The organism is Asanoa siamensis (assembly GCF_016862555.1).
GTDB classification, from domain to species: domain Bacteria; phylum Actinomycetota; class Actinomycetes; order Mycobacteriales; family Micromonosporaceae; genus Asanoa; species Asanoa siamensis.
In genome coordinates, this window is record NZ_BONE01000012.1 from 111,191 (window position 1) to 136,144 (window position 24,954).

Consider the following 24,954-nt stretch of genomic DNA (forward strand, 5'->3'; position numbering starts at 1 on the left):
CCCGAACGTAAGCCTTCACTCGGACAGAAAGGGCACACCCCGATGCCACACACCCTCGATCGGCGGTGGAGACGGCGGCTACCCGTTGCCACCCTCGCCGCCGTCTCCGCCGTGCTTCTCGTCGTGGGTCCGGCGACCGCCGCGCCCGGCGCGGGTTCACCGGCCGACGAACCCCCAGCTCCCGTCGTCCTCGAGCGTCTTCCCGGCGAGGAGGCGAGCGTCGTCGAGGTGCGGGTCTCCGGCACCGCGGAGATGGACCGCCTCGTCGCCACCGGCGTCGACCTCGACCACCACGTCGAACAGACCGAGAACGGCATCGTGCTGCATGCCGTCGTCACACCCAACGAGGTCTCGGGCCTCGAGGCCGGCGGCTACGCGGTCGGAAACGTCCTGTTCGACCCGGCGGACTCCGCGGACCGGGTGGGCGAGCGCGAGGCGACGATCGCCGCACACGTCGCCGACAACAAGGCATTCACGGCAGACCTGGTCGACGACCCGACCACCAAGGACATCAAGATCATTCGGGCCGACTACTACACGTCGGGGACCAACCAGGTCCTGTCGGTCGAGGCGAAGTGGGCCCAGGGCCAGACGTCGACCAGCGCGCTGACCGTGCAGCGGGACAGCGGGCCTGGCACGGCGATGGGCTCCGGCGGCTCGCAGAGCATCTCGCGGTTCGTGGACGCCGGGGTCTACCTCTACCACCGGGGCGCCTCGACGATCGCCACCCGCCCGGACCGGATCCAGATCACCAGCCCGACCGGGGACGTGGCCAACGTCCAGGTCAAGGAGTGGTTGCCGGTCCCGGCGGAGTCGCCGGAGGGTCCGGGATACCAGAAGGACTTCGTCACCAGCTACCTGACCCCGACCGAGCTCTACAACCGGATCAAGGCGCTCGCCGCCGAGTTCCCGCAGCTTGCCGAGATCGTCGAGCTGCCGAACAAGACCAACGGCTACCGCCGCAAGGCGCAGGCCGTGCTCGGCACCGCGAACGCCGGCCGGGTCGCCGTCGACTCGCGTGCCTGGGGTCACGAGGGCGGCAACGACATCTCCGTCGAGCTGGCCGACCCGGGCGCCGCCGACCAGCCGCTGTCCGTCAGCGTGACCGGCAACGACATCAGGGTGAGCCTGGCGACCGACGCCGGCGGCGCCGTGACCAGCACCGCCGCGCAGGTCGTCGCGGCCCTGAACGCCGGCGCCGGCTCCCTGATCGTGGCGTACACCTATCGGGGCAACACCGGTGCCGGTGTGGTGGCGACCGCCGCCCGGACGCCGCTGACAGACGGGCTGCGGGCGCCGGCCAGCGTCTCCCGTGATCCGCAGCCGGTCTACGCGATCCGGATCGGCAAGACCCGGGACGGCTCGAAGACCGGTGTGCTGGCCTACGCCCAGGAGCACGCCCGGGAGTGGGTGCCGCCGCTGGTCACCATCGAGACCGCGGAGCGGCTGCTGCGCAACTACGCGCACGACGGCAGGACCAAGCAACTGCTGAACAACCTGGACATCTGGATCGCCCCGTCGGTCAACCCGGACGGCGGTCACTACTCGTTCTACGACTTCAACTCGCAGCGGCGGAACATGACCAACCACTGCCCGCTGACCGGGTCCGCGGATGCCCTCGCCCGCAACTCCTGGGGCGTGGACAACAACCGCAACTACACCGAGTACAGCCTCTTCGACGGCTACTCGGGCGCGTCCGCGAGCTGCACGAGCGACACGTTCGCCGGGCCTAGCGAGCTTTCTGAACCGGAGAACAAGAACATCGACTGGCTGGCGTCCCGCCCGAACATCAAGTTCTCGATGAACCTGCACTCGTCCGGCAACTACTTCATGTGGTCGCCGGGCGCGTACGCCACCCCGGGCCGGATCTCGGCGCCGCGGCCGACGCTGGCCGAGGAGTCGTTCTTCTGGGGTGCCTCGTCCCGGATCCTCACGGCGATCAAGCGCCACCGCAACATGGCGGTGACGCCGGCCCGCACCGGCCCGATCTCCGACGTGCTCTACTCGGCGGCGGGCAACTCGGGCGACATGCTCTGGTACAAGTACGGCATCTACGCCTGGAACTTCGAGGTGGGCACGTCGTTCCAGCCCACGTGGGCGTCGGCGCACGAGGAGACGATGGAGTTCTCCAACGGCCTGGTCGAGCTGCTGCGGGTCGCCCGTGACTACTCCACCGATCACCAGCGTCCGGAGAGCTCCCTGTCGGTGACCCCGAGCGCGACCGAGGGCATGGTCAACGTCCGGTTCGACGTGACCGAGCCGGCCGCGGTCTTCTACACATTGGACAATGGAGCGCCGACCTACGCATCCACGTTGTACGGTTCCGCGGGTGTCCGCGAGGGCGGCGAGATCCTGAACCTGCCCGTCGGGACCAGGATCAACTGGTTCTCGGTGGACGCCGCCGGCAACGTGGAGAAGAGCTACGTTCCGGACGGCAGAGGCAAGAACTTCAACAAGGGCCAGGCCGTCCTGCCCATCGGTTAGTCCTGGTGGCCGCGGCACCCATCGGGTGCCGCGGCCGCTCTCTCCGAGCACCAGCGCGGGAGCGCGTCGATGTTATCGTCGATAGTCGTCGATGCCTCACTCGGGCAGCGTCGAAGGGAGCCCGCCGAGGCCACCACCGGCGACAGACCGAAAGGGAGACGATGACAGCTCGGCCGTCGCCACGCCGTACGATCTGGTCCCGCACTCTTCCCGTAGCCGTCGCGCTCGGGTCACCGCTCGCGTCCACGATGGTCGGTCCAGCGCCGGCCGCGGCCTCCGGCGCCGACCCCGCCAATCCCGTTGTCACCTGGGACCTGAACGCGCAGACGGCGATCTGGGACATCGCCGCCCAGCAGCCGAACGAGCAGGTGCGCAGCTTCGCGATGGTGAACGGCGCCGTCTACGACGCGGTGAACGCGATCGCCGGGACTCCGTACGAGCCGTACCTCGTCGCGCCGGCGGCCGGCGGGACCGAGTCGGTGGACGCGGCCGTGGCCACCGCCGCGCACGGGGTGCTCGCCAGCCTCTTCCCCGCCCAACAGTCGCGCCTGGCGGCACAGTACGACGCCGCGCTCGCCGCCATACCCGACGGGCGGTCGAAGCAGGGCGGCATCCGGGTCGGCAGCCGGGCCGCGGCCGCGATGCTCGCCGCCCGGCAGGACGACGGCGCGTTCGGGGACCAGCAGTGGGCCACCGGCACGCAGGCCGGTCAGTGGCGGCCGACACCGCCGCTGTTCCTGTCCCAGGGCGCGTGGACCGGGCACATGCGGCCGTTCCTCCTCCACCGCGCCTCGGCGTTCCGCACACCCGGGCCGCCGGCGCTCACCAGCGCCGCGTACGCCCGCGACCTGAACGAGGTCAAGCAGGTCGGCTCGGCTACGAGCACCGTACGCACCCAGGACCAGACCGAGGCCGCGCTCTGGTGGCACGACCGCCGATCCGTGAACTGGGAGATCAAGCGCCAGCTCGCAACGAGCCAGCGGCTGGACGTCCTGCAGACCGCCCGGTTCTTCGCGATGACCGACCTCGTCGTGGCCGACTCGGGTGTGGCCTGTTTCAGCCAGAAGGACGTCTGGAGCTACTGGCGCCCGGTCACGGCGATCCCGCTGGCCGACACGGATGGCAACCCCCGCACCACGGCGGACCCGGGCTGGACGTCGCTTCTCGTCACGCCGCCCTTCCCCGAGTACCCCTCCGGCCACGCCTGCGGCACCGGCGCGCGGATGTCGCTGTACCGCTACTTCTTCGGCCGCGACGACGTCACGTTCAGCGGCCACAGCGCCGACTCGGGTACGACCCGGCGGTTCACCAGCTTCTCGCAGGCACTCACCGAGCTCATCGGCGCCCGCGTCTGGGGCGGCGTCCACTTCCGCACCGCGGACGTCGACGGAGCGAAGCTGGGTGAGGACGTCTTCCGATACGCGGTGCGGCACCACTTCCGCCCCCGACCGTGAGCCCTTGGACAGTTACCGCTCGTGCCGCGGAACGGTAACTGTCCAAGGCTTCGACCACGAATCAGGCGGTGCAGGCGACGCCGTTGAGGGTGAAGCTCGTCGGCCTCGGGTTGCTGCCCGTGTGCGTGCCGTTGAAGCCGATGCCGGTCGACGCCCCCGGTGCCAGCGCGCCGTTGTAGGACAGGCTCGTCGCGGTGACCGCCGCGCCGGTCTGGGTGAACGTCGCCGACCAGCCCTGGCCGACCCTCTGCCCGGTGTGCGGGAACGTGAAGCCGAGGCTCCAGCCGTTGATCGCGGTCGTCCCGGTGTTGGTGATCGTGATGTTCGCGGTGAACCCGCTGCCCCAGTCGTTCGTCGCGTACGCCACCCTGCAGGCACCGGCGGCGGGCGGCGCCGACGTGGTCACCGTGACCGACGCGGACGCCGGGGAGGTGTTGCCGGCCGCGTCGACGGCCACGACATGGAAGGTGTACGCGGTGGCCGCGGTCAGCCCGGTCACCGCGAGCGTGGTGCCGGTCGGCGAGCCGACGAGCAGGCTGTTCTCCCGGTAGACCCGGTAGCCGGTGACGCCGACGTTGTCGGTCGACGCCGCCCAGCTCAGGGTCGCGCCGGTCGCGGTGACCGCCGACGCGGTCGGCCGGCCCGGTGCCGTCGGCGCGGTGGTGTCCGGGGTGGGCGCGCTGGGCTCGACGCCCCAGACCCGCCGACCACCGGCGTAGAGCGGCACGTTGCGGTTGGGTCCGGCGACGGTGCTGTACGACGGGTCGTTGGTCGGGTCCCAGGTGCCACCCTCCGGCACGCCGACCTTGAACTGCACCTCCATCCGGTGCTGCGACTGCCCGGCCGGGGCGATGGTGTGCCCGGTGCAGTCGACCTCGACGTACCAGACATCGCCTGCGACCTGGCGGGCCGTGGACGGCGACGGGCAGCCCTGGGTGTAGCCGGGGGTGACCACGACGCTCGTCGCGCCCTCGGCGCGGAAGTAGTAGCGGAGCTTCGCGTCGGTCAGGGCGCGGGCCGGGTACGCGGAGCGGTTGTAGACGATGGCCTTGAGCCCGGTGCCCCGCGGCTCGGCCTGCATCACCGTGGTCTCCACGGTCAACTCGTCGCGGTCCGGGGTCTCGGCGACCGGGAAGTTCGCGAGCGGGGTGCCGCCGTGCTTGGTCACCAGCGCGGCGAGCGCGGAGCTGAAGCCGGCGTTGTAGTCGGTGGCGACCTCGTTCATCACGTAGTCCGACCGGGTGTCGCTGTACGCGTCGTTGGCCGACGAGGGCCCACCCACCAGCGCGCCGTAGAGCACGTGCCGGGTCTCCTCGGGCACGGTCTGGCTGTCCCACCAGGAGCCGTGCGCGGTGCGGTGGTGCGGGTTCTTCGGCGAGTTGGCGCCGAACCCGATGACGTAGCTGGAGTTGCGCGGGTTGTCCCCGAGCGCGTAGTTGATCTGCCGCAGCGCGAAGTCCTGGTACCGGGCCTTGCGAGTGGCGTCGGTGAGCTGGTCGCCGTGCAGCAGGGCGACGAAGCTGGTGTTCGCCGCGTAGCGCAGCGCGCCCCACGAGTCGAGCACCGCCATGCCGCCCGGCGAGTACGGCACCCGTTGCCCGTTCACGCCGACGGTCCAGTAGTCGAGCCACCGGTTGGCGTCGTCCAGGTACCTCTGCTTGCCGGTCAGGCGGGCCAGCAGCACGTACGCGCCGTACTGCTTGTTGTCCCAGGCGATCGTCCACTTGTAGGACTTGGTGGTGGTCTGGTTCTCGTTGCCGAGCAGGTCGTACCCGCTCTCGGCCTTGGCGAGGTAGCTTGCGTCGCCGGTGGCCCGGTACAGCCAGATCGCACCCCAGACCAGCTCATCCTGGTAGCCGCTCCACGACCGGTAGAAGTTGGTCGCGTCGGTGATGCACTCGTGGTAGCTCTTCCGCACCGTGTCGGCGAACGTGTAGAGCTGCCTCGCGTGGCCGAGCAGCTTGTCCGCGTACGCGGCGTCGGTAGGTCGGAAGACCATGGACGACGCGGCCATCGCCGCCGCGGTCTCCCCGGCCAGGTCCGCGCCCCCACAGCTCGCATCGATTTTGTACGCGGGCCGCGCCATCGGCAGCACCTCGGCCGGACCCCACCACTTGTGGTCGGCGTCGCCGTTGCCGGTCTGTCCGTAGAGGACGTTCGGTGACGGGTGCGCCCTGACGAAGTAGTCGTTGACGAAGCGCAAGTTGTTGAGCAGGTGCGGGAGCTGCCCGGAGGCCACGTAGCCGTCCCGGTACTCGACCGCGCCCCAGGCGAGCATGGTGGCGCTGAACGCCATCGGGAAGCCGAACTTGACGTGGTCGCCGGCGTCGAACCAGCCGCCGGTCAGGTCGAGCCCGACGTCGGCGCCGTCGGTCAACGCGGAGTCCCCGCGCCAGGAGACGCGGTTCCAGGAAGGCTTGGGGCCGGACTGCTGGGCCTCGTAGAAGAGGAGGGACTTCTGCAACGCCTCGGCATAGTTGAAGGCGGGCGCGGCGGCGACGGCCGCGGAGGCGGGAGCGGCGACGGCGCCGAGGGTGAGCCCGGTGACCAGGGCCGCAGCGGCGGCGAGGACACGGCGTGGCCACGGCTCGGACCGCGCCGGCCGGAAGCGTCTGACGTGGTGCATGACGGCTACTCCTGTCGGGGTGGTGGGCCTCGGGAGCGCTCCCATGGATAGACGACAATGTAACGGGGACGTCATCCTTTGTGAAGGGACGTGCCGGGAACGGATCGGAGGCGTTTGATGGCAGCCAGTGGGCCGTTCGACACACTGACCGCGGCGCTCGGGGGCCTGTTCGTCGCGCACTGTCTGGCGTCCGTGGCCAGGTTCGGCGTCCCCGACGCGCTCGACGACACGCCGCGGACGGCCCATGAGTTGGCCGACATTACCGGGGTGGATCCCGAGGCCCTCGGTCGTGTGCTTCGCCTCCTCGCCGCCCATGGCGTCTTCGCGGCCGGCGACGACGGCTTCGCCCACACCGGCGCGTCGCGCATGCTCCGTTCCGACCATCCCCGGTCCTGGCGTGACTTCGTGGCGACATTCGGAACCGAACGCACCGCGAGGCAACTGGGTTACTTCGACTACTCACTCCAGACTGGACTGCCGGCCACGAACAAGCTGAATCCGGACGGGTTCTTCGCCATCCTTCAGAGTGATCCCGAGGCGGGCCGGGTCTTCGACGCCGCGATGGTCTCGAAGGCGCGCATCCAGGTTGCCGGTGTCCTGGCCGCGTACGACTTCTCGGACCGCGGAACGATCGCCGACATCGGCGGCGGCCAGGGACACCTCCTGCGGGCGGTGCTGGACACGGCCGAGCGAACGCGCGGCATCCTTTTCGACCTGCCCCCGGTGATCGAGCGGGCCGCGGCGATCGCCTCGGACCGGCTCACCCTGCGAGCCGGCGACTTCTTCAGGGACCCGCTGCCGGTCTGCGACACCTACCTGCTCATGGACGTGATCCACGACTGGGACGTCGAGCGGGCGACGGCGATCCTGACCGCCGTACGGAAGGCGGCGCCGCCGCACGCGCGGCTGTTGCTGGTGGAGAGCGTCATCCCCGACGACCCCGGGCCCGACTGGTCCAAAGCGATGGACATCATGATGCTCATCCACACCGGGGGCAGGCAACGCACCTACGGCGAACACGAGTCGCTGTTGCGGACCTGCGGTTTCCGGCTCGAGCGTGCCGTCGCGACGACATCAGACGTCTCGATCCTCGAGGCGGCGTGCGCCCGACCCGGAGTACTTAGCGGCTAACCGCTTCTCGCCGCCTTTCGAGGCGCGGTCTTCTTGGCCGCCTTTCGAGGCGCGGTCTTCTTGGCCGCCTTGGTCGCGGTCCCGGTCGACTTTCGAGGCGCGGTCTTCGTCGACTTTCGAGGCGCCGTCTTCTTCGCCGCCTTGGTCGCGGTCCCGGTCGACTTTCGAGGCGCGGTCTTCGCTGCCTTTCGAGGCGCGGTCTTCTTCGCCGCCTTGGTCGCGGTCTTCGTCGACTCTCGGGCCGCGGTCTTCTTAGCCACCTGGGTCGCGGTCCTGGTCGACTCCCGGGCCGCGGTTTTCTTCGCCACCTGGGTCGCTGTCCTGGTCGACTCCCGGGCCGCGGTCCTCTTCGCCACCTGGGTCGCGGTCCTGGTCGACTCCCGGGCCGCGGTCTCCTTCGCCACCTCGGTCGCGGTCCTCTTCGCCACCTGGGTCGCGGTCTTCGCCGACTGTCGGGCCGCGGTCTCCTTCGCCACCTCCGTCGCGGTCTCCTTCGCCACCTGGGTCGCGGTCCTCGTCGACTCCCGGGCCGCGGTCTTCTTCGCCACCTGGGTCGCGGTCTTCTCTGACTCCCGGGCCGCGGTCTCCCTTGCCACCTCGGTCGCGGTCCTGGCTGACTCTCGGGCCGCCGTCTCCTTCGCCACCTCGGTCGCGGTCCTGGCTGCCTCTCGAGCCGCCGTCTCCCTCGCCACCTGGGTCGCGGTCTTCGCCGACTCTCGCGCCGCCGTCTCCTTCGCCACCTCGGTCGCGGTCCTCGCCGACTCTCGCGCCGCGGTCTCCCTTGCCACCTCGGTCGCGGTCCTCGCCGACTCTCGCGCCGCCGTATCCCTTGCCACCTCGGTCGCGGTCCTGGTCAACTCCCGGGCCGCCGTCTCCTTCGCCACCTCGGTCGCGGTCCTGGCTGACTCCCGAGCCGCCGTCTCCTTCGCCACCTCGGTCGCGGTCCTGGTAGCCACCTTGGCTGATTCCTCGTCGGGCGACTCGTCCTCGTCGGTCCGGTCGTCCCGAGCCAGCTCGTTCTTGGCCTTCTCACCATTGGCCTGGCTGCCGTCTTCCGAACCGTGGCCTTCGGCGCCGCCCTCATTGACGGACTTCCTGCCATCGCGGGAACCGCCGTCGCCGTACTCGGTGAGTCTGTCCGTGAGTTCATCCATCCGCGCATTCACGATGGACGCAGCTTGGTCGGCGAGCGCGCCCACGAACTCCCGCAGGCCCGCGAACAACTTGCCGCCCGTTGAACCGTTTCCGTTACCGCTCGTACCCTGGCTCACGTCGTCCCCTCCGGAACCCCGCATCGACGCCGCCCGTTCGGTGAGGCGGTCACGTGCCGGCGGCGCGCGCGAAGACGCCGATGAGGGGTCGCCCCGGCGGTTGCCGGCGCTCCTCGCGTCTACGGCCGCCTACCCGCGGTCGGCGCGGCGAAACGCGGCTCGTCGCCACTTCGGTCGTCAGGGCCGGGCGGGTCAGCGGGCCGCGACGATGTCGTCGGCATCGGTGCTGTAGGCGAGGTCGCGCTGCGCCCGCAGCGCGGCGAGGCGTTCCTCCAGCGTCGCGGCGATCTGCTCGTACGTGTTGGCGCCGAGGACGATCCGCTTCGGCGCCGGGGACACGTCGACGGACTCGGCGACCGCCCGGGCCGCCTTCGCGGGGTCGCCCGTGATGAGCCGCCGCAGGACCTCGGGTTCGACGTCGGCGCCGAGCATGCCCCTTACCTGACCGACGATCGTGTCGCGGTAGGCGTCGAGGGGCTCGGCCAGCGCCAGGTTCCGGTTGAAGTTCGTACGACTGCCGCCGGGCTCCACGAGGGTGACCTCGATGCCGAACGGCGCCACCTCCAGGGCGAGGGACTCGTAGAAGCCCTCGACGCCGAACTTGGTGGCGTTGTACAGGCTCATCCCGGGGTCCGGCACCTGCCCGCCCGAGCTGGACATCTGGATGATCCGGCCGCCGCCCTGGGCGCGGAGCGGCGGTACGACGGCCCGGGCGAGTTGGATCGCGCTGACCAGATTGACGTCGAGTTGGCGGGCGAGCAGCTCGTCGGAGACTTCCTCGGCGGCGCCGAGCAGGCCGAAGCCTGCGTTGGAGACCACCACGTCGACGCGGCCGAGGGCGGTGAAGGCGTCGACGACGACGCGGCGCAGCGCCGGGGTGTCGGCCACGTCGAGCGTGGCGGCCCAGAGCCGGTCGCCATGCCGGTCGGCCAGCCCGGCCAGCGCCTCCGGGCGCCGCGCGGTGGCGGCCACGCGGTCACCACGGTCCAGCAGCAGGGTGGTCAACTCGTACCCGAATCCCGATCCGGCTCCGGTGATGAACCAGTTCTTCATGATTGTCCGATTCCCTGAGGTTAATAGCTCTTACCAGGTAAGTGTCATTAACCTTACTCGCGCGACCGAACCCGTCAAGCGCCCTCCTATCCATCACCACGGTGACCTGCGCGACGCCTTCGAGGCGGCCGCGCTGTCCTTGACGCCATGTCCGGGCCGAGGGACTTCAGATCGCGCTACCCCCGCCTGGCCGAGGCCGGCACCGCGGTTCCGGCGGTCCTGACCGAGCCGGCCGGCCGGCTCCGCGACGGCTCGGCCGACGCGCTGGCCCGAAGGCTCTTGACCCGCGTGCGCACCGCGATCGCGGAGGCGGACCTACCGCCTACCCATGGGCTCGACGGCGAGGCGACGGACTACACGAAACGGGTCGTCGAGGCCAACGACGGCGTGCCGGTCGACATCGTCCTAGACTCGATCGGCGGCCGGGTGTTCACGGCGCCATCCTGTCGGACCGCAACGCGAGCGTGACGGGCCTCTGGTTGCGGCCGGCGTTGACCGTCCCGGGCACGTACGCGGAGCCGTTGATCTCGGGACACATCAGCAGTTCGACGCTTTTTGAAAGGGTCGGGAGGATCGGCGATCCAGTACGCGAGGCCGCCAAGCCCGCACGCGGCAACGACCAGGATCGTCTGCACAGCCATTCCGGTCTCGCCGTCAGCGGCGATCTGTGCAGCGATCGAACCGGCAACCGCCGCGGCACCGCACACCGCGATGGAACGAGAACGCCGAGCCACGACGGAAATGCTAGCCGCCGCTCGCCACCCCCCGGACGTCCTGTCGCGAGGTCCGGGCGACCGTGGGGTCCGAGGCCGGTGCCCCGGACCCCACGGGGGCGTCAGCCCTGACCGCCCAGGTACATCGCGTTGAACAGGAACCTGTACGTCCCGTGTGACTGGGCGCGGTGCTGCGGCTTGAAGCCGATCATCACCACCTCGCCCTGGCCCAGCTTGGAGGTCACCACCGCCGGCTTCCCGCCGATGAGGTCCTCGCCCAGCAGGAACCCGCTCTTCAGGATGTTCGTCGTCGGCCAGGTCGCGGCCACGCTGACGCCCTGCGCGCCCTCGTTGACCTGGAACACCGGACTGTCCGAGACGAACGCCGCCGTCGTCGGGGCGAAGCCCGAGGCGACCGGGTCGTTCGCGTCGGTGCCGAGGTTCAGGACCGAGCCGGGGATGTTGTACGTCGTCTCCTCGACACCCGCCGACACGTCCTTGACCGGCACGCCGAACGCCTGGATCGGCAGCTGCGCCGCCCGGTTCAGCGTGACGACCGTGCCGCCGGCCTCCACGAACGTCTTCAGGTTGGCCACGCCCGCGTCGGTCATGCCGCCCGTGTACTCGGCCGGCAGCGAACCCGCCGCCCGGCCGTTGCGCATCGAGTTGTACGTCGCGTCCGGCAGCACGATCGTGTCGAACCTGGACTTCAGGTCGCCCGCGCGTACGCCCGCGTTGTCCAGCCTCTGGAAGCCGAACTTGAACTGCTCGAGCACGTAGCGGGTCCAGCCCTCGTCGTAGTTGTTGAACCCGTCGTACAGACCGATCCGGGGCGCCTTGAGCTCCGACAGACCGGTCGGCGCGGCGTCGACCGCCGCGATCGACAGGCCGAGTTGCCGGGCGAGCCCGGTCACCCGGTCGCCGGTGCCGCGGTCGGCCTTGACGAGGAACGTGCCGGCCGGCAGCTTGCCCGTCCGGGTGGTGACCTCGCCGCCGCTGCGCCAGACCTGCTCACCCGCGGCGAGCAGCGAGTTGACGGCGGTGGAGCTGTCGTTGACGCGCGGGTCCAGGGCGTACGAGTGCCTCGGCGCACCCGTGACCGTCCCCGCCGGCGCCTTCGGCCAGTCGACCGACGCGGTGTTGACCCGCACGGCCTGGTCGAGCTTGTCGACCGTGACACCCATCTGGAACGACAGCGTGTAACCCGTGATGTCGTACGGCGGTTCGAGCGGCCCGCCCGGGTAGAGCCGCCGATCCGGGTACACCTGCGGGTTGAGCAGGTCGAGCACGGCCGCCCGGTAGGGCTGGGCCTCCCGGACAACATAACTGCCGGCCGGGTACGTGCGACCGTCCACAGTGAACGAGGACAGCGCCCGCTCCACCTGGATGTTGTTCCACCGCAGCTTGTCGACGAGCTTGGTCGCGGTCGGGAAGTCGGCCTGGTCGGCGGGGATCACGTAGGTGGTGCTGCCACCGTTGCGAGCCCCGTCGCGGGCCATCTGGTACGCGCCGTACAGCCAGCCCTCGCGGTCGTCGCTGGCCTGCCGGAGCATCGCCCACGACGCCGAGACGATGTAGGCGCAGCTCTGCGACAGGTGCCACTCACCGCCCTTCCACGGGCTCGGGTAGAACACCGACGGCTGGCTCGTCGACGTGCCGTCGGCGAACGTGGCCGGGAAGTCCTTCGGGTCGTACACCCGCGGGGTCGCCGAGGCGTGCGCCGTCTCGGTCAGGATGCCGATCTGGTTGTGGTAGTACGGCGCCGTCCGCGCGCCACCGTTCCACCAGATGTCGTACGACTGGCGGGCCAGCGCGCCGACCTTGCCCTCGCGGTCGAGCCGCTGGCCCATCGCGTCACCGATCAGGTTCACACCGCGTACGACCTGCGGGTTGATGTTGGGGTTCAGCGGGTCCTCGTACGGCGGGATGCTGATGCGGGCCGGGAAGACCGCCGTCTGGTGGACGTTGTGCATCATCTGCGGCAGCCACTCGTGGAAGAGCTGCCGGCCGACGTTCTGGGTCTCCCGCAGGTTGAACATGTACCAGTCGCGGTTGTTGTCGTGCCCCGCGTACTTCTGGTAGAGCTCGGGGAAGCCGGCGTCCTGGTACGGCCCCCCGAGATTCTTCCTGTACCAGTCGGCGACCTTCGTGCCGCCGTCCGGGTTGACGTTCGGCACCAGCAGCGTGACGACGTTGTCCCGAACCTCGCGCGCTTCCGGCGTCTCGCTGGTGACGAGGTCGTACGCGAACTGCGGCGCGGTCTGGTGCCCGGCCACCTCGGTCGAGTGGATCCCGAAGTCGACCCAGGCGATGGTCTTGCCCTCCTTGGCGAGGTTACGGGCGACCGAGTCGGGGAGCTTGTCACCCTGCGACAGGCGTACGGAGATGTCCTTGTACCGCCTGAGGTTCTTCTCCTGGAGGTTCTTCTCGGACGAGACGACCGCCATGAGCTGCGGGCGCCCCTCGGAGGTCCTGCCGATCTCCATCAGCTTCATGCGGTCACTGGCGGCGTCGAGCTTGCGGTAGTACTCGGCGATCTGCTCGTACGTGGCCAGCTTGTAGTCGGTGCACGGCACGAACCCGAGCGTCGACTCCGGCTTGGGGATCCGCGACGTACCGGTCGCCGAGGCCGACGCCGACGCCAACGCGGGGACGGCCAGCAACGCGAGAGCGATGGCGGCGGGCAGGGTCCTTGATCTTCTTCGATTCACCAGAAACCCTCTGCTCTGTCGTTGAACAACGGGGTCCGGTAGGGCGGCCGCTCCACAGGATTCCTTCGATCTAAGGACGTGGAGCGACCACATTGACCATACAGACATCGACGTTGAGGAAAACTTGAGGATATCGATGGGTTGGTCGGGTCGCTGGAAGCCGCCGCCACGAGCCATGAGCCATGTGCAAGGGCATCACCGGGGTACGGCTACCGAGTCGCCTACGACCCGTCCGCGGTGTTTACGGTCGCGCGGCAAGAGGTCCGTTACGGGCGGAGGGTGATCTTGCCCGTGGTGCGGCGGGCCAGGAGGTCCGTGAACGCGCGTGACGCGTCCTCCAGCGGATACGACGCCGAGACCAGCGGCTTCAGGGCGCCCGCCGCGACCAGCGCGAACATCTCCCCCAACGGTTCCGCGTACGTGCCCGGGACGGTCAACGCCGGCCGCAACCAGAAGCCCGTCACGCTCGCGTTGCGGTCCGACAGGAGGTCCGGGTCGACCGGCGGCACCCCCTCCCGGGACGCGTTGCCGAACGTGACCAGCCGCCCGAACGGCGCCAGCGCCTCCAGGCCCGCCGTGAACACCCGGCCGCCGATCGAGTCCAGGACGACGTCGACCGGAACGCCGCCGTTGGCCTCGACGACCCGTTTCGTGTAGTCCGTCGCCTCGCCGTCGATCGCGACGTCCGCGCCGAGGCTGACCGCCAGCGCGCGCTTCTCCTCCGTCGACGCCGTCGCGATCACCCGGCCCGCGCGGAAGTGCCGGGCCAACTGCACCGCCAGCGAGCCCACACCGCCCGCGGCCGCGTTGACGACCACCGACTCGCCGGGGCGGATCCGCGCGCTGCTGCGCAGCACGTGCCAGGCGGTCAGGCCCTGGACGAGCAGCGCGAGCGCCTCCGTGTCACCCACCCCGGCCGGCACCGGCACCGCGTCGTCCGCGGCGACGACCGCCTTCTCCGCGAAGCCGCCACCGCCGAAGGTCGTCGCCAGCACCCGGCGGCCGTCGGCGAGCAGGCCGACCACCTCCGTGCCCGGCACGAACGGCAACGACGGCGTCGGCCCGTACGTCCCCGCGACGCGGCTGGTGTCGGCGAAGTTGACCCCGGCCGCGCGCACGTCGACGAGCACCTGCCCGGCACCGGCGACGGGTGAGGGCACGGAGCGCAGGCGCAGGACCTCGGGCCCACCGAAACGCTCGCACACGACGGCTCGCATGGTTCCGCACCGTATCCCAGAACGGGCGACCCTTCAGCCCACGATCACCGTGAACGACACGGTGTACGCGTGGTCGAAGATCACCATCGCGTCGTCGCCGGGGCGCGCCGTGCGGCCGCCCTCCCCCACGTACCAGATCGTGTAGTCGTGGCCCGGCGCCGGCCCCGGCCAGCCCTCGGCGGTGAAGGTGAACGGCGCCGACACCGTCCCGCCGGCCAGGCCGACCGGCTGGATGGGGAAAACGGTCGCCATGCCCGGCGTGATCAGGCCGTTGCCACCGTCGGCGTCGAGCAGGTAGAGCCGGTCGACCGCCAGCGGCGGGCACCCGCCGTGCCGGGCCGTGACGTCGAACGCGCCCTCCCGCAGCGTCGCCGTCCACGAGGCGGCGCACTCCGACGGCATCGGCATCGGGAACGTCAACGGCGGGTCGGACCCGATGGTGCCGGGCACCGCACCGCCGTCACCACCCCGGTCGGCGAGCGTGACCGCGCCGAAGATGACCAGGATCGCGGTCACGAACACCGCGGCGACCGACAACGCGCGCCGCCGCCCGTCGAGCGGACGGTCGCGGGGCGCCGCGACGGGGGCGACGTCGGCCCGGCGCAGCACGTCGAGCAGCCCCGCGGTGAGGTCGGGATCGTCGTCCGCCCGGTACGCGCGGCGCACCAGGTCGCGGGTCGGGTCACTCATCGCCGTCCACCTCCGTCATCCGCTGGTAGTGCCGCACGTACGGCTGCAGCAGCCGGCGCGCCTCGGCCACGTGGCTGCGTACCGTCGACTCGGCGATGTCGAGATAGCGCGCGATGTCCGCGTGGCTGTCGTCGTGCAGGAAATAGAGCAGGGCCACCTGGCGGCGGCGCACCGGTTGGCTGTCGATGAGCCGGCGCACGGCACGTTCCAGGCCCAGCGTGTCGGTGACCCGGTCGATCTCCGGGTCGTCGGCACCGCTGTCCGGCGTGTCGGCGACGGTCTCGAACCGCGCGCTGACCAGCGCGTGCCGCCGCACGTAGTTCTTGGCGCGGTAGAACTCGGTGAAGTCCCGCGGCGCCGGCCCGACGCCCGGTGGCGCGGTGCCCCGCCGGTCCCTGATCATCCGCGCTCCCTCCGATCGGCGCCCTTGGTAGAGAGAGTCAGGAGGCCGCTATCTTGTCCAGACAGGACGTCGGACGGAGCGCATTCTTGACACCACAGCCGGTGAGACATAGCCTGCCGTCGAACTCGCAGGAAACTTTACTGTTTCGCTGGAGGACGTCATGCCCCGTCGCGCCGCCACCCTCGCCGCCGCCTCCGTCATCGTCGCCGCCGGGCTCGTCGCGGTCGCGCCCGCACCGGCCGGAGCGGCCGTGAGCCTCCGGTCCGTGGTCCCCGCACCCGCGTCCGTGCAGCCCGCGGCCGGTGTCACCCACACGCTGGCGCCGGGCGCCGCGATCCGCACCGCGCCGGCGGCGCAGGCCCAGGCGGTCGGCACCTACCTGGCCGGCATCCTGCGGCCGTCGACCGGCTACGCGCTGCCCGTCAGCACCACCACCGGCACCCCGACCGACGGCATCGCGCTGCTGCTCTCCGGCGCCGACCCGAGCGTCGGCGCCGAGGGCTACCAGCTCGACGTGACCGCATCGGCGATCACCGTCCGGGCGCAGACCCCGGCGGGCCTGTTCTACGGCGTGCAGACGCTGCGCCAGCTCCTCCCGGCCGCCGTCGAGGCCCGCACCGTCCAGGCCGGACCGTGGGAGGTCGCCGGTGGTCGGATCGTCGACCGGCCACGGTACGGCTACCGCGGCGCGATGCTCGACGTCTCGCGGCACTTCTTCGGCGTGGACGTCGTGAAGCGCTACCTCGACGAGATCAGCCAATACAAGATCAACACCTTGCACCTGCACCTGTCGGACGACCAGGGCTGGCGGATCGTCATCGACGCCTGGCCCCGGCTCGCGACCTACGGCGGCAGCACGCAGGTCGGCGGCGGGCCGGGCGGCTACTACACGAAGGCGCAGTACACCGACATCGTCGCGTACGCCGCCGCCCGGCACATCACGATCGTGCCCGAGATCGACATGCCCGGGCACACCAACGCCGCCCAGGCCTCGTACGCGGAGCTCAACTGCGACAACGTCGCGCCGCCGCTCTACACGGGCACCGAGGTCGGCTTCAGCTCGCTCTGCGTCGGCAAGGAGGTCACGTACACCTTCGTGCGCCAGGTCCTCACCGAGCTCGCGGCCCTCACCCCCGGGCCCTACCTGCACCTCGGCGGCGACGAGGCGCACAGCACCTCGGCGGCCGACTACCGCACGTTCATGAACCGCGTGCAGCCGTTCGCCGGCGCGCTCGGCAAGACCGTGATGGGCTGGCACCAGATCGGCCAGGCCGACCACACGCCGGGCAAGGTCGCGCAGTTCTGGGGCACGACCACCTCCGACGCCGACCTGACCGCCGCGGTGAGCAAGGGCGCCAAGGTCGTGATGTCGCCGGCCAACAAGGCGTACCTCGACATGAAGTACACCCCCGAGACGCCGCTCGGGTTGAGCTGGGCCGGCCTCATCGAGGTGCGCACCGCGTACGACTGGGATCCCGCGACCCTGCTGCCGGGCGTGCCGGCGAGCGCGATCCTCGGCGTCGAGGCTCCGATGTGGAGCGAGACCCTGACGCGCCTGTCCGACATCGAGTTCATGGCGTTCCCACGGCTGCCCGCGCTCGCCGAGATCGCCTGGTCGCCGCAGTCGGCCCGCACCTGGGACGACTTCCGGGTGCGGCTGGGCGCGCAGGGTCCACGGTGGACCGCGCAGGGCATCAGCTTCTACCGTTCGCCGCAGGTGCCCTGGGCCAGCACGCCGCCGGTCGGCGGCCGCGTCGAGGCGGAGTCGTTCACGTCGCAGTCGGGCGTGCAGATCGTCGCCGACCCGGCGGCCCACGGCGGCAACCGCGTCGGCTACATCGACAACGGCGACTGGATCGGCTTCTCGGGCGTCGACGTGGCGGGCCGCACGGGCTTCACCGCTCGCGTGTCGTCCGGGGGCACGGGCGGCACGCTGCAGATCCGGTCCGGCTCGGCCACCGGCCCGCTGCTCGGCTCGGTCGCCGTGCCCAACACCGGCGGCTACGGCTCGTACGCCGACGTGACGACGAGCCTGACCGCCGGCTCGGGCGCGCTGTTCCTCGTCTTCACCGGCGCGGGCGGCGGGCTGTTCGACGTCGACAGCTTCGCGCTGACCGGCGGCACGGCACCGACGAACCTCGCCCTGCGCAGGCACGCCACCGCCGACAGCCAGTGCGCGGCGAACGAGGGACCGGAGAAGGCGGTCAACGGTACGACCAACGGCGGCAACGCCGACAAGTGGTGCTCGGCCGGCACGACGCGGTGGTGGCGGGTCGACCTCCAGTCGAGCCAGAGCGTCGGCCGGGTGGTCGTCCGGCACGCGGGGGCGGGCGGCGAGAGCGCGAGCCTCAACACCCGCGACTTCGACATCCGGGCGAGCGTCGACGGCACGACGTGGACGACGGTGGCCCAGGTGCGCGGCAACACGGCCAACGTCACCACCAGCACCTTCGCCCCGGTCACGGCGCGTCACCTGCGGCTCGACGTGATCACCGCGACCAGCACCACGGACCGCGCGGCCCGCGTCTACGAGTTCGAGGCGTACGCCTCCTAGCGCGGCGGACGATCGCACCGCCCTGACCGGTTTGTCGGCCTATGAGGCGAACGGCACAGGCCGAAGCGGTGGCTCAGGTCCGCCTGGCCGAGCAGGCTTTACGTATGGCCTTCGACGTTGACCTGCCCTTCGATGCCGAGTTCGACGACATCCTGCGGGAGCGCCGCATCGAGACGGTCTTCCAGCCGGTCGTCTCGCTGGAGGACCGCCGGCCGGTCGGGTACGAGGCGTTCGCCCGCGGGCCCGAGGGGCGGTTCCGCAGCCCGGCGGCCCTGTTCGCCGCCGCGGCCGAGGTCGGCCGGTCCGTCGAGCTCGACGAGCTGTGCGCGCGGCTGGCGACGACCGCGTTCCGGCGGGCACGGATGCCCGGCCTCGCGCTGTTCGTCAACCTCAACCCCGACACGATCAGCGCGACCGGCTCCGACGACGGCGTCGCACCCGCGTACGCCGACCTGATGAGCGAGTCCGACGTCGTCATGGAGATCACCGAGAAGGCGGTCACCCGGCGGCCCGCCGGCCTGCTGGACGCCGTGCTCCAGGCGCGCCGCAAGACGGCGCGGATCGCCCTCGACGACATCGGTGTCGACCCCGCCAGCCTCGCCGCGATGCCGCTGATCAACCCCGACGTGATCAAGCTGGACCGGACCATCATCCAGAGCGCGTCGCCCGACTCGCACGTCATCAACGCCGTGCTGGAGGACGCCCGCAAGCGCGGGGCGCAGATCGTCGCCGAGGGGGTCGAGACCGACGAGCACGTCGAGGTCGCCCGCTCGCTCGGCGCCACCCTCGGGCAGGGCTGGCTGTTCGGCCGGCCCGGGCCGCTGCCCACGACGATCCACCTGTCGGACCAGCGACTGGCCCGGGTCGCACCGCGCGCGGTCGCGAAGGCGACCCCCTACGACGTGCTCGCCCGCACCGAGCCGGTGGAGCGGGTGACCGAGGCCCAGCTCGCCGCGCTGTGCGCCGCCGTCGAGAACGAGGCGGCGACCGCGCCCGCGCCCGCGATCCTGGTCGTCAACGTCGGCGACCTGCGCTACCTGCGGGACGACAGCCTGCTCGGGCACATCTTCGTCGCCAGCCGCGGCATCGAGGTGTTCCTGCTCGGCTACGGCGTGCCGTTCACGCCCGGCGGCCGGGTCCGCGGCATCCCCCTCGACGCGCGCGACCCGCTGCGCGACGAGCGGGCGACGCTGCTGGTGGGCAGCCACTACGGCAGCGGCGTGTTCGCCCGCCGGCACCGCGGCGGCGCGGACTTCGACGCCGGCACGTCCCATGAGTGGGACCGCGTCGTCGAAGCCACGCTGCCACTCGTCAGCCGTATGAAGAACGAGATCGACGCCCGCGCCGCCCGCGTGGAGGACGGCACGAAGGTCCGGCTGACACCGTACGTCGAGACCCAGGAGCGGTAGCTTCGGGGGTCAGTGGAGGCCGAAGGCGCGGACGATGGTTTGGGTGACCCCGTTGCCCGCGGAGTCGGCGGCGGTCACCCGGAGGGACGCGAAGCGCGCCTTCCGCGGTGCGTCGAGGCGGTAGCCGCCGCGGTCCGACAGGCGGACCCAGGTGGCGCCGTCGTCGTAGGAGACCTCGACGCGCGGTGTGCGCGGGGTGCCGCCGCCGGCGACCGAGACCGGGGTCAGGCCCACCGAGACCGGGGCGCGCTGTTCGACGGTGACGCCGACCTTCGCGTCGCGGCGCACGGATCCGTCGGCGTCCGGGTCGACGTCGTAGCGGATCTGCAGCAGCGGCAGCAGGTCCCGTTGGCCCGCAACCTTCGGGGCCGCGGAGGTGAAGGTCCATTCCGTCGTGGTCGAGGACGAGTACGCGCTGACCGACGCGTCACGCCGGTTCGCCACGACCAGGCGGTACGGCAGTGGACCGGCGCCGGGGGCCGTGGGGTAGAAGACGAGCCCGTTGTCGGAACGGCCGAGCTGGGTCCCACCCTGCCAGAGCGTCACGGTCTGGCTCGTGCGCTGCTGGTCCGAGATCGCCCCGACGTGGTCGGCGTTGCCGTAGCCGGGCACCTCGATCCGCATCTCGTCGCCCGTACGCGTCGGTCCGAGGAAGTTGTTGTTGAGGTAGGGCCGTTGGACGGGCGTGAACCAGACGTCGCGCGACACGCTGCCCGGTGCGTACGTCCGGCGGACGCCCCACAGGCCCAGCAGGCCGTCGTAGACCTCGTGGCCCCAGCGATTCGCGCCGTCGGTGCTGACCCAGTCGGTGCGCCGCCCACTGGCGGCCATCGGCACGTAGTTCCCGATGCCCCATTCGGTGTACGCCGGGAAGTCGTACCGCCATTCCTGGCCCTGTCCACTGGGGACGAACCCGGCGAACGTCTGGTCGATGCGCGCCAGGTTCCGGCCCGTGGCGTGGACGACCATGGTCTTGGGCAGGTCGTCGTGCCACGTGTGCACGAGGTCGTAGAGATAGGCCGGCGCCGGGTGCGACTCCGCGCGCAGCACCGCGTCGCGCCGCCGCGCCTGGGCGATCAGCTTCTCGCCCTCGTCGGCGCTGAGGAGCCCGACGTCGAGCGGAGTCTCCCCGAACCACAGGCTCTCCCGGCCGGGCCGGTCGTTGGCCACGAGCAGCAGCGTGGCGCCGGCGGCGGCCGCCGCCTCGGCGAGCGCGACCGGGTCCGCGGCCTCGGTGCGCCGGACGACCACGGCCTTGCCCCGCGCCCCCAGCCGGGCGTAGTCCGCCGGCGCACCGGCACCCGCGAAGACGAGCGGCATGGTCCGCGTCCCGTCGGGCAGCGCGGTCACGCCCCGCTGGCGCAGGACGTCGGTGTAGCCGGTCCCCCGCACGGACAGCGCCAGCGCCGGCTGTTCCTTGCGCCAGCGCGCGCCGAGGGTGAAGTCGCCGTGGGTCACCCTGCCCCGCGGCTGGACCCAGAGGCTGTCGACGCCCGTGCCCGCGAGCACGAAGTCGTGCAGGCGGCCGTCCGCGTGCAGCATCCGCGAGTACTCGAGCCGCAGGTAACTGGCGGCGCCGGGCTGCGGGGTGGTCTCGTCGACCAGCCGGACGTCGCCGGCGTCCAGCGTGACCGTGCGGTCCCCGGTGAGCGTGAAGTCGGGATCGCCGAGCAGCGCCAGCCCCTGCGAGCGCGGGCCGTGGGCGCCGGGCACGGCCACGAAGGCGAGCGCCGAGTAGTGGTCCTCCGGCGTCCAGAAGCTCGTCGTGCCGTCGACCGCGAGCAGGATCGGGTTCGGGTCGCCGGCCCGCAGCGCGATGACGAACGCCCACGCGGGCCGGCCCGCGGCGTCCTTGACGTCGACGGTCAGCCGGTGCGCGAGCGCGCCGAGCGAGACGGCGGTGTGCGCGGCGAGGGTGCCGTCCGGCGCGGTGGCGAGGATCTGGGCGGTGAAGCCGCTGGAACCGGCGGCCTTCGGGTCGATCGTCACGGTCACCGTCGCCGTGCCGCGCGGGGGCACGGTGACCCGGTCGGCCGAGAGCCGGAACGTGTCCGCGGGCACGCCGGGCGCCGCGATCGACAGGGTCAGGGTCACGGGCGAGACACCCAGATTGGTGTACGTCACCGGACGGCGCACCGGGCCGCCCTCGTTCTGGCCGGCGTACGCGGTGGCCGAGGCGAAGACCCCGGTACGGGCGGCGGCCGCCGCGTCCAACCGGCCGCTGCCGGCCTGGAACGCGCTGTAGTCCGGGGTCTGCCGGGCCGTGCTGGTCAGCAGGTCCTTGAGCTGGGCGCCGGTGAGGTCCGGGTGCTTCGCGGCGAGCAGCGCGGCGGCGCCGACCACGTGCGGCGTGGCCATCGACGTGCCGCTCATCGTCAGGTAGGGACCCTCCCCTTCGGACGTGTACTGCGACCGCGCGGCCAGGATGTCGACGCCCGGAGCGGTGATCTCCGGCTTGAGCGCGCCGTCGCCGACCCGCGGACCCTGGCTGGAGAACTCGGCCAGCCGGTCGTCGCGGTCCACGGCGCCCACGGTCAGGGCCGCGTCGGCGGCGCCGGGCGAGCTGACGGTGCCGGGGCCGGCGGTGTTGCCCGCCGCGATCACGAACAGCACGCCGGTCTGGGCGCTGAGCCGGTTCACCGCCTGCGACAGGGGATCCGTGCCGTCGGACGGCTCCTGCGTACCCAGGCTCATGTTGACGATCCGGGCGTGCTGCTCGACCGCCGCCCACTCCATGCCGGCGAGGACCTGGGAGTCCGTGCCGGAGCCGGAGTCGGCCAGCACCTTGCCGATGTGCAACCGCGCGCCGGGCGCGACGCCCTTCTCGGCACCGCCCGACGCGGCGCCCGTGCCCGCGATGGTGGAGGCGACGTGGGTGCCGTGGCCGCGGACGTCCTTGACGTCCTCGCCGGGGATGAAGCTGCGGGTCTCGACGATGCGGCCCGCGAGGTCGGGGTGGCCCTCGTCCACGCCGGTGTCGAGGACCGCGACGTCGACGCCCTGCCCGGTGTCGCCGCCGGCCCAGACCTCCGGCGCGCCGATCCGCGCGACCGACTCGGCCAGGTCCGGGTAGACCTTGCCGTCGAGCCAGATCCGCGCGATGCCGCCGGCGAACGCCGCGCCGCCCTTCGCGAAGGACGACGGTGTCCGCGTCACCGCGGTCCAGAAGTCGTCCGGCCGCGCCGTGATCGCGGCACCGTCGACGCTCGCGAGCGGCCGGACGAGCGTCGATCCCGCCGGGGCGGCGTTCGCGCGGAAGCCCTGCGACCCGGCGGCGTACGAGACGATCAGGGGCAGGTCGTCGCGGTGCGCGTCGTCGTAGCCGGCGGCGACCAGGTCGGTGACGTTGAAGAGCCGCCGGTCGAGCACGCCCTTCCCGAGGTAGGGCGCCGCCGCGTCCGGGTAGACGTACACGTCTCCCGCGGACTGGACGATCCGCGCGTCGGCGGGCCCGCCGTCCGGTCCCTCGACCGAGATCGTCCCTCCGCTGTCACCGGCGTCACCGGTCGCGTTCACCGTGACGACATCGCCGGTGATCAAGGTGATGGTGTGGGTCGCCGGGGCCGGGCGCCCCGAAGATCCGCCCGGCGCGGCCGACGCCGAACCGGCGGCCACCAGCGAGGTGAGCGACGTCGCGAGGCACGCGGCCGCCGCGATGGCCCGACGTGTGCGTGATGTACTCAACGGCGGGATTCCTTCCTGTGCGGGAGCAACCGGCCGCGCCATCGGCACACCGGAATGGCCGAACACTCCCAGCCGTCGATGCCCGCCACAAGATCCGCTCGTGGCTGCTCACTGCCAGATGGCACAATCTCGACAATGGAGCTCGCAGTCCTGGGGTTGTCCGCCGACGAGGAGCGGGCCTACGAGGCGCTGGTCGCCCTGCCGGGGTCGACGGTCGCCGCGCTCGCCGACCACCTGTCGACACCGGCGGGGCCGTTGCGGCGGACACTGCTCGCCCTCGAGGCGAAGCACCTGGTGGCCGGGAGCGGCGACCCGGCGCGCTACCTGGCCGCTCCCCCGGACATCGCGATCAACCTACTCGTGCAGCTACGGGAACGCGAGCTGAGCGCGGCGCGGGCGAAGGTGCACGCGCTGGCGGAGATCCACCGCAGCGCGCACCGGACGAGCCCCGAACTCGTGATCGAGCAGCTCACCGACCGGGAGACGATCGCCGCCGCCGTCGCGCACCTGGAGTCCGAGGCGCACCACCAGGTCCGGGTGTTCGACACGCCGCCCTACTACGAGGTGCCCGGCGGTGCCGGTGCGGCGCGCAACACGCAGGCGCAGATCGCCCGCCACCAGAACGACGGCGTGGCGCACCGGGTGATCTACAGCCTGGACGCGGTGACCTGGCCGCAGAAGCTCGAACGGGACATCCTGCCGGCGGTACGCGGCGGCGAGGAGGCCCGCACGCGGCGGACCCTGCCGATCAAGCTGATCATCCGCGACGACCAGGACGCCCTGATCCCGTTCGACCTCAGCCGCACGGGCCTGCAGGTCGCCTACCTCGTCCGGCGCTCCCCGCTGCTGACGGCCCTCGAAGCGTTGTTCGAAGGCGAATGGGCGCAGGCCGCCCCGCTCGACGCGCCGTTCGGCGGGGCCCGCGCGCCGGACGAGGAGACCCGCTCACTGCTCACGATGATGATGGCGGGCCTGACCGACACGGCCATCGCGCGCGTGAACGGCTGGAGCACCCGCACCACGTACCGCCGGCTCCAACGCCTGATGACGGAGTTGGGCGCCTCGAGCCGCTTCCAGGCGGGCATCCTCGCCGAGCGCCGCGGCTGGCTCTGACCGCCGAGGGAACCTTTCGCCGGCCGGGTTCGTCGCCATCATGAAGGCCACGAACGAACGGATTGGACGGCGTCCTTGAGCCATCGAGAGCTCATCCACGACCTGTACAGGGCCAGCTACCAGCGGCTGGTGGTGCAGCTCCACCCCGTGACCGGCGATCTCGGCGAGGCCCAGGAGGTCGTGCAGGAGGCGTTCGTCAAGCTGCTCGCGGCCCCGGCCCAGGTGGCCGCGCTGGACAACCCCGAGGCGTGGCTGCGCACGGTGGCGGTCAACCTCGCCCGCACCCGGCACCGCCGCGGGCGGGTCATGCGACGGCTGCTCGGGCGGGCCCGGGCCGGGGCCGACGACGTGCCCGGCGCCGGGCCGGACCACGTCGCCCTGATGGCGGCGCTGCGCGCGCTGCCGGCGGGGCAGCGCGAGGCGATCGCGCTGCACTACCCC

16 protein-coding genes are annotated in these 24,954 nt (G+C 71.6%); 8 read left to right on the top strand and 8 right to left on the bottom strand.

Features of this window, described 5'->3' with window-relative positions; genetic code table 11:
• Nucleotides 1–111: 111 nt before the first annotated feature.
• Both Asi02nite_RS10525 and Asi02nite_RS10530 read left to right on the top strand, forming a co-directional pair.
• Nucleotides 112–2,484 (top strand): M14 family metallopeptidase, encoded by a 2,373-nt coding sequence (locus Asi02nite_RS10525; protein ID WP_239126622.1) that lies wholly within the window; start codon nt 112–114, stop codon nt 2,482–2,484.
• 248 nt (nt 2,485–2,732) lie between these two features.
• Nucleotides 2,733–3,938, top strand: coding sequence for a vanadium-dependent haloperoxidase (locus tag Asi02nite_RS10530; protein WP_239126623.1), 1,206 nt, complete (start codon nt 2,733–2,735; stop codon nt 3,936–3,938).
• Between the two features lie 61 nt (nt 3,939–3,999).
• Here Asi02nite_RS10530 and Asi02nite_RS10535 read toward each other — a convergent pair whose 3' ends face one another.
• Nucleotides 4,000–6,564, bottom strand: coding sequence for a glycoside hydrolase family 9 protein (locus Asi02nite_RS10535; RefSeq protein WP_203712125.1), 2,565 nt, complete (start codon nt 6,562–6,564; stop codon nt 4,000–4,002).
• Nucleotides 6,565–6,681: 117 nt separating this feature from the next.
• Here Asi02nite_RS10535 and Asi02nite_RS10540 point away from each other — a divergent pair, with 117 nt between their 5' ends.
• Complete coding sequence (locus Asi02nite_RS10540) at nt 6,682–7,695, top strand: methyltransferase (RefSeq protein WP_203712126.1); 1,014 nt, start codon at nt 6,682–6,684, stop codon at nt 7,693–7,695.
• Here the strand turns inward: Asi02nite_RS10540 and Asi02nite_RS10545 are convergent.
• Nucleotides 7,692–8,894, bottom strand: coding sequence for a hypothetical protein (locus Asi02nite_RS10545; RefSeq protein WP_203712127.1), 1,203 nt, complete (start codon nt 8,892–8,894; stop codon nt 7,692–7,694). The genes Asi02nite_RS10540 and Asi02nite_RS10545 overlap by 4 nt on opposite strands.
• A gap of 264 nt (nt 8,895–9,158) precedes the next feature.
• Nucleotides 9,159–10,019, bottom strand: coding sequence for an SDR family oxidoreductase (locus Asi02nite_RS10550; RefSeq protein WP_203712128.1), 861 nt, complete (start codon nt 10,017–10,019; stop codon nt 9,159–9,161).
• A 147-nt stretch (nt 10,020–10,166) separates the two neighbouring features.
• Here Asi02nite_RS10550 and Asi02nite_RS10555 point away from each other — a divergent pair, with 147 nt between their 5' ends.
• Nucleotides 10,167–10,487 carry a hypothetical protein gene (locus Asi02nite_RS10555; RefSeq protein WP_203712129.1) on the top strand — a complete coding sequence of 107 codons (321 nt, stop codon included), beginning with the start codon at nt 10,167–10,169 and terminating at the stop codon, nt 10,485–10,487.
• A gap of 367 nt (nt 10,488–10,854) precedes the next feature.
• On the opposite strand, the gene Asi02nite_RS10560 is transcribed toward Asi02nite_RS10555, so the two are convergent.
• From Asi02nite_RS10560 to Asi02nite_RS10575, 4 genes are all read right to left on the bottom strand, one after another.
• A complete protein-coding gene (locus Asi02nite_RS10560) occupies nt 10,855–13,443 on the bottom strand; it encodes a M14 family metallopeptidase (RefSeq protein WP_203712130.1) in 2,589 nt (862 codons plus the stop codon).
• A gap of 266 nt (nt 13,444–13,709) precedes the next feature.
• Nucleotides 13,710–14,660 carry a quinone oxidoreductase family protein gene (locus Asi02nite_RS10565; protein WP_203712132.1) on the bottom strand — a complete coding sequence of 317 codons (951 nt, stop codon included), beginning with the start codon at nt 14,658–14,660 and terminating at the stop codon, nt 13,710–13,712.
• A 33-nt stretch (nt 14,661–14,693) separates the two neighbouring features.
• Nucleotides 14,694–15,350, bottom strand: coding sequence for a hypothetical protein (locus tag Asi02nite_RS10570; protein ID WP_203712133.1), 657 nt, complete (start codon nt 15,348–15,350; stop codon nt 14,694–14,696).
• Nucleotides 15,343–15,753, bottom strand: coding sequence for an RNA polymerase sigma factor (locus tag Asi02nite_RS10575; RefSeq protein WP_203712134.1), 411 nt, complete (start codon nt 15,751–15,753; stop codon nt 15,343–15,345). The genes Asi02nite_RS10570 and Asi02nite_RS10575 overlap by 8 nt, the downstream gene beginning before the upstream one ends.
• Before the next feature lie 160 nt (nt 15,754–15,913).
• On the opposite strand from Asi02nite_RS10575, the gene Asi02nite_RS42280 reads away from it, so the two are divergent.
• Together Asi02nite_RS42280 and Asi02nite_RS10590 are read left to right on the top strand one after the other, a co-directional pair.
• Nucleotides 15,914–18,307 (top strand): family 20 glycosylhydrolase, encoded by a 2,394-nt coding sequence (locus Asi02nite_RS42280; RefSeq protein ID WP_275410304.1) that lies wholly within the window; start codon nt 15,914–15,916, stop codon nt 18,305–18,307.
• 104 nt (nt 18,308–18,411) lie between these two features.
• Nucleotides 18,412–19,716 carry an EAL domain-containing protein gene (locus tag Asi02nite_RS10590; protein ID WP_203712135.1) on the top strand — a complete coding sequence of 435 codons (1,305 nt, stop codon included), beginning with the start codon at nt 18,412–18,414 and terminating at the stop codon, nt 19,714–19,716.
• A gap of 9 nt (nt 19,717–19,725) precedes the next feature.
• On the opposite strand, the gene Asi02nite_RS10595 is transcribed toward Asi02nite_RS10590, so the two are convergent.
• A complete protein-coding gene (locus Asi02nite_RS10595) occupies nt 19,726–23,400 on the bottom strand; it encodes a S8 family serine peptidase (RefSeq protein WP_203712136.1) in 3,675 nt (1,224 codons plus the stop codon).
• Between the two features lie 135 nt (nt 23,401–23,535).
• Between Asi02nite_RS10595 and Asi02nite_RS10600 the strand changes: the two genes are divergently transcribed.
• Entirely contained in the window at nt 23,536–24,513 is a 978-nt protein-coding gene (locus tag Asi02nite_RS10600; RefSeq protein WP_203712137.1) for a helix-turn-helix domain-containing protein, read from the top strand.
• 75 nt (nt 24,514–24,588) lie between these two features.
• The coding region (locus Asi02nite_RS10605; protein WP_203712138.1) for a sigma factor at nt 24,589–24,954 on the top strand (366 nt) is incomplete at its 3' end.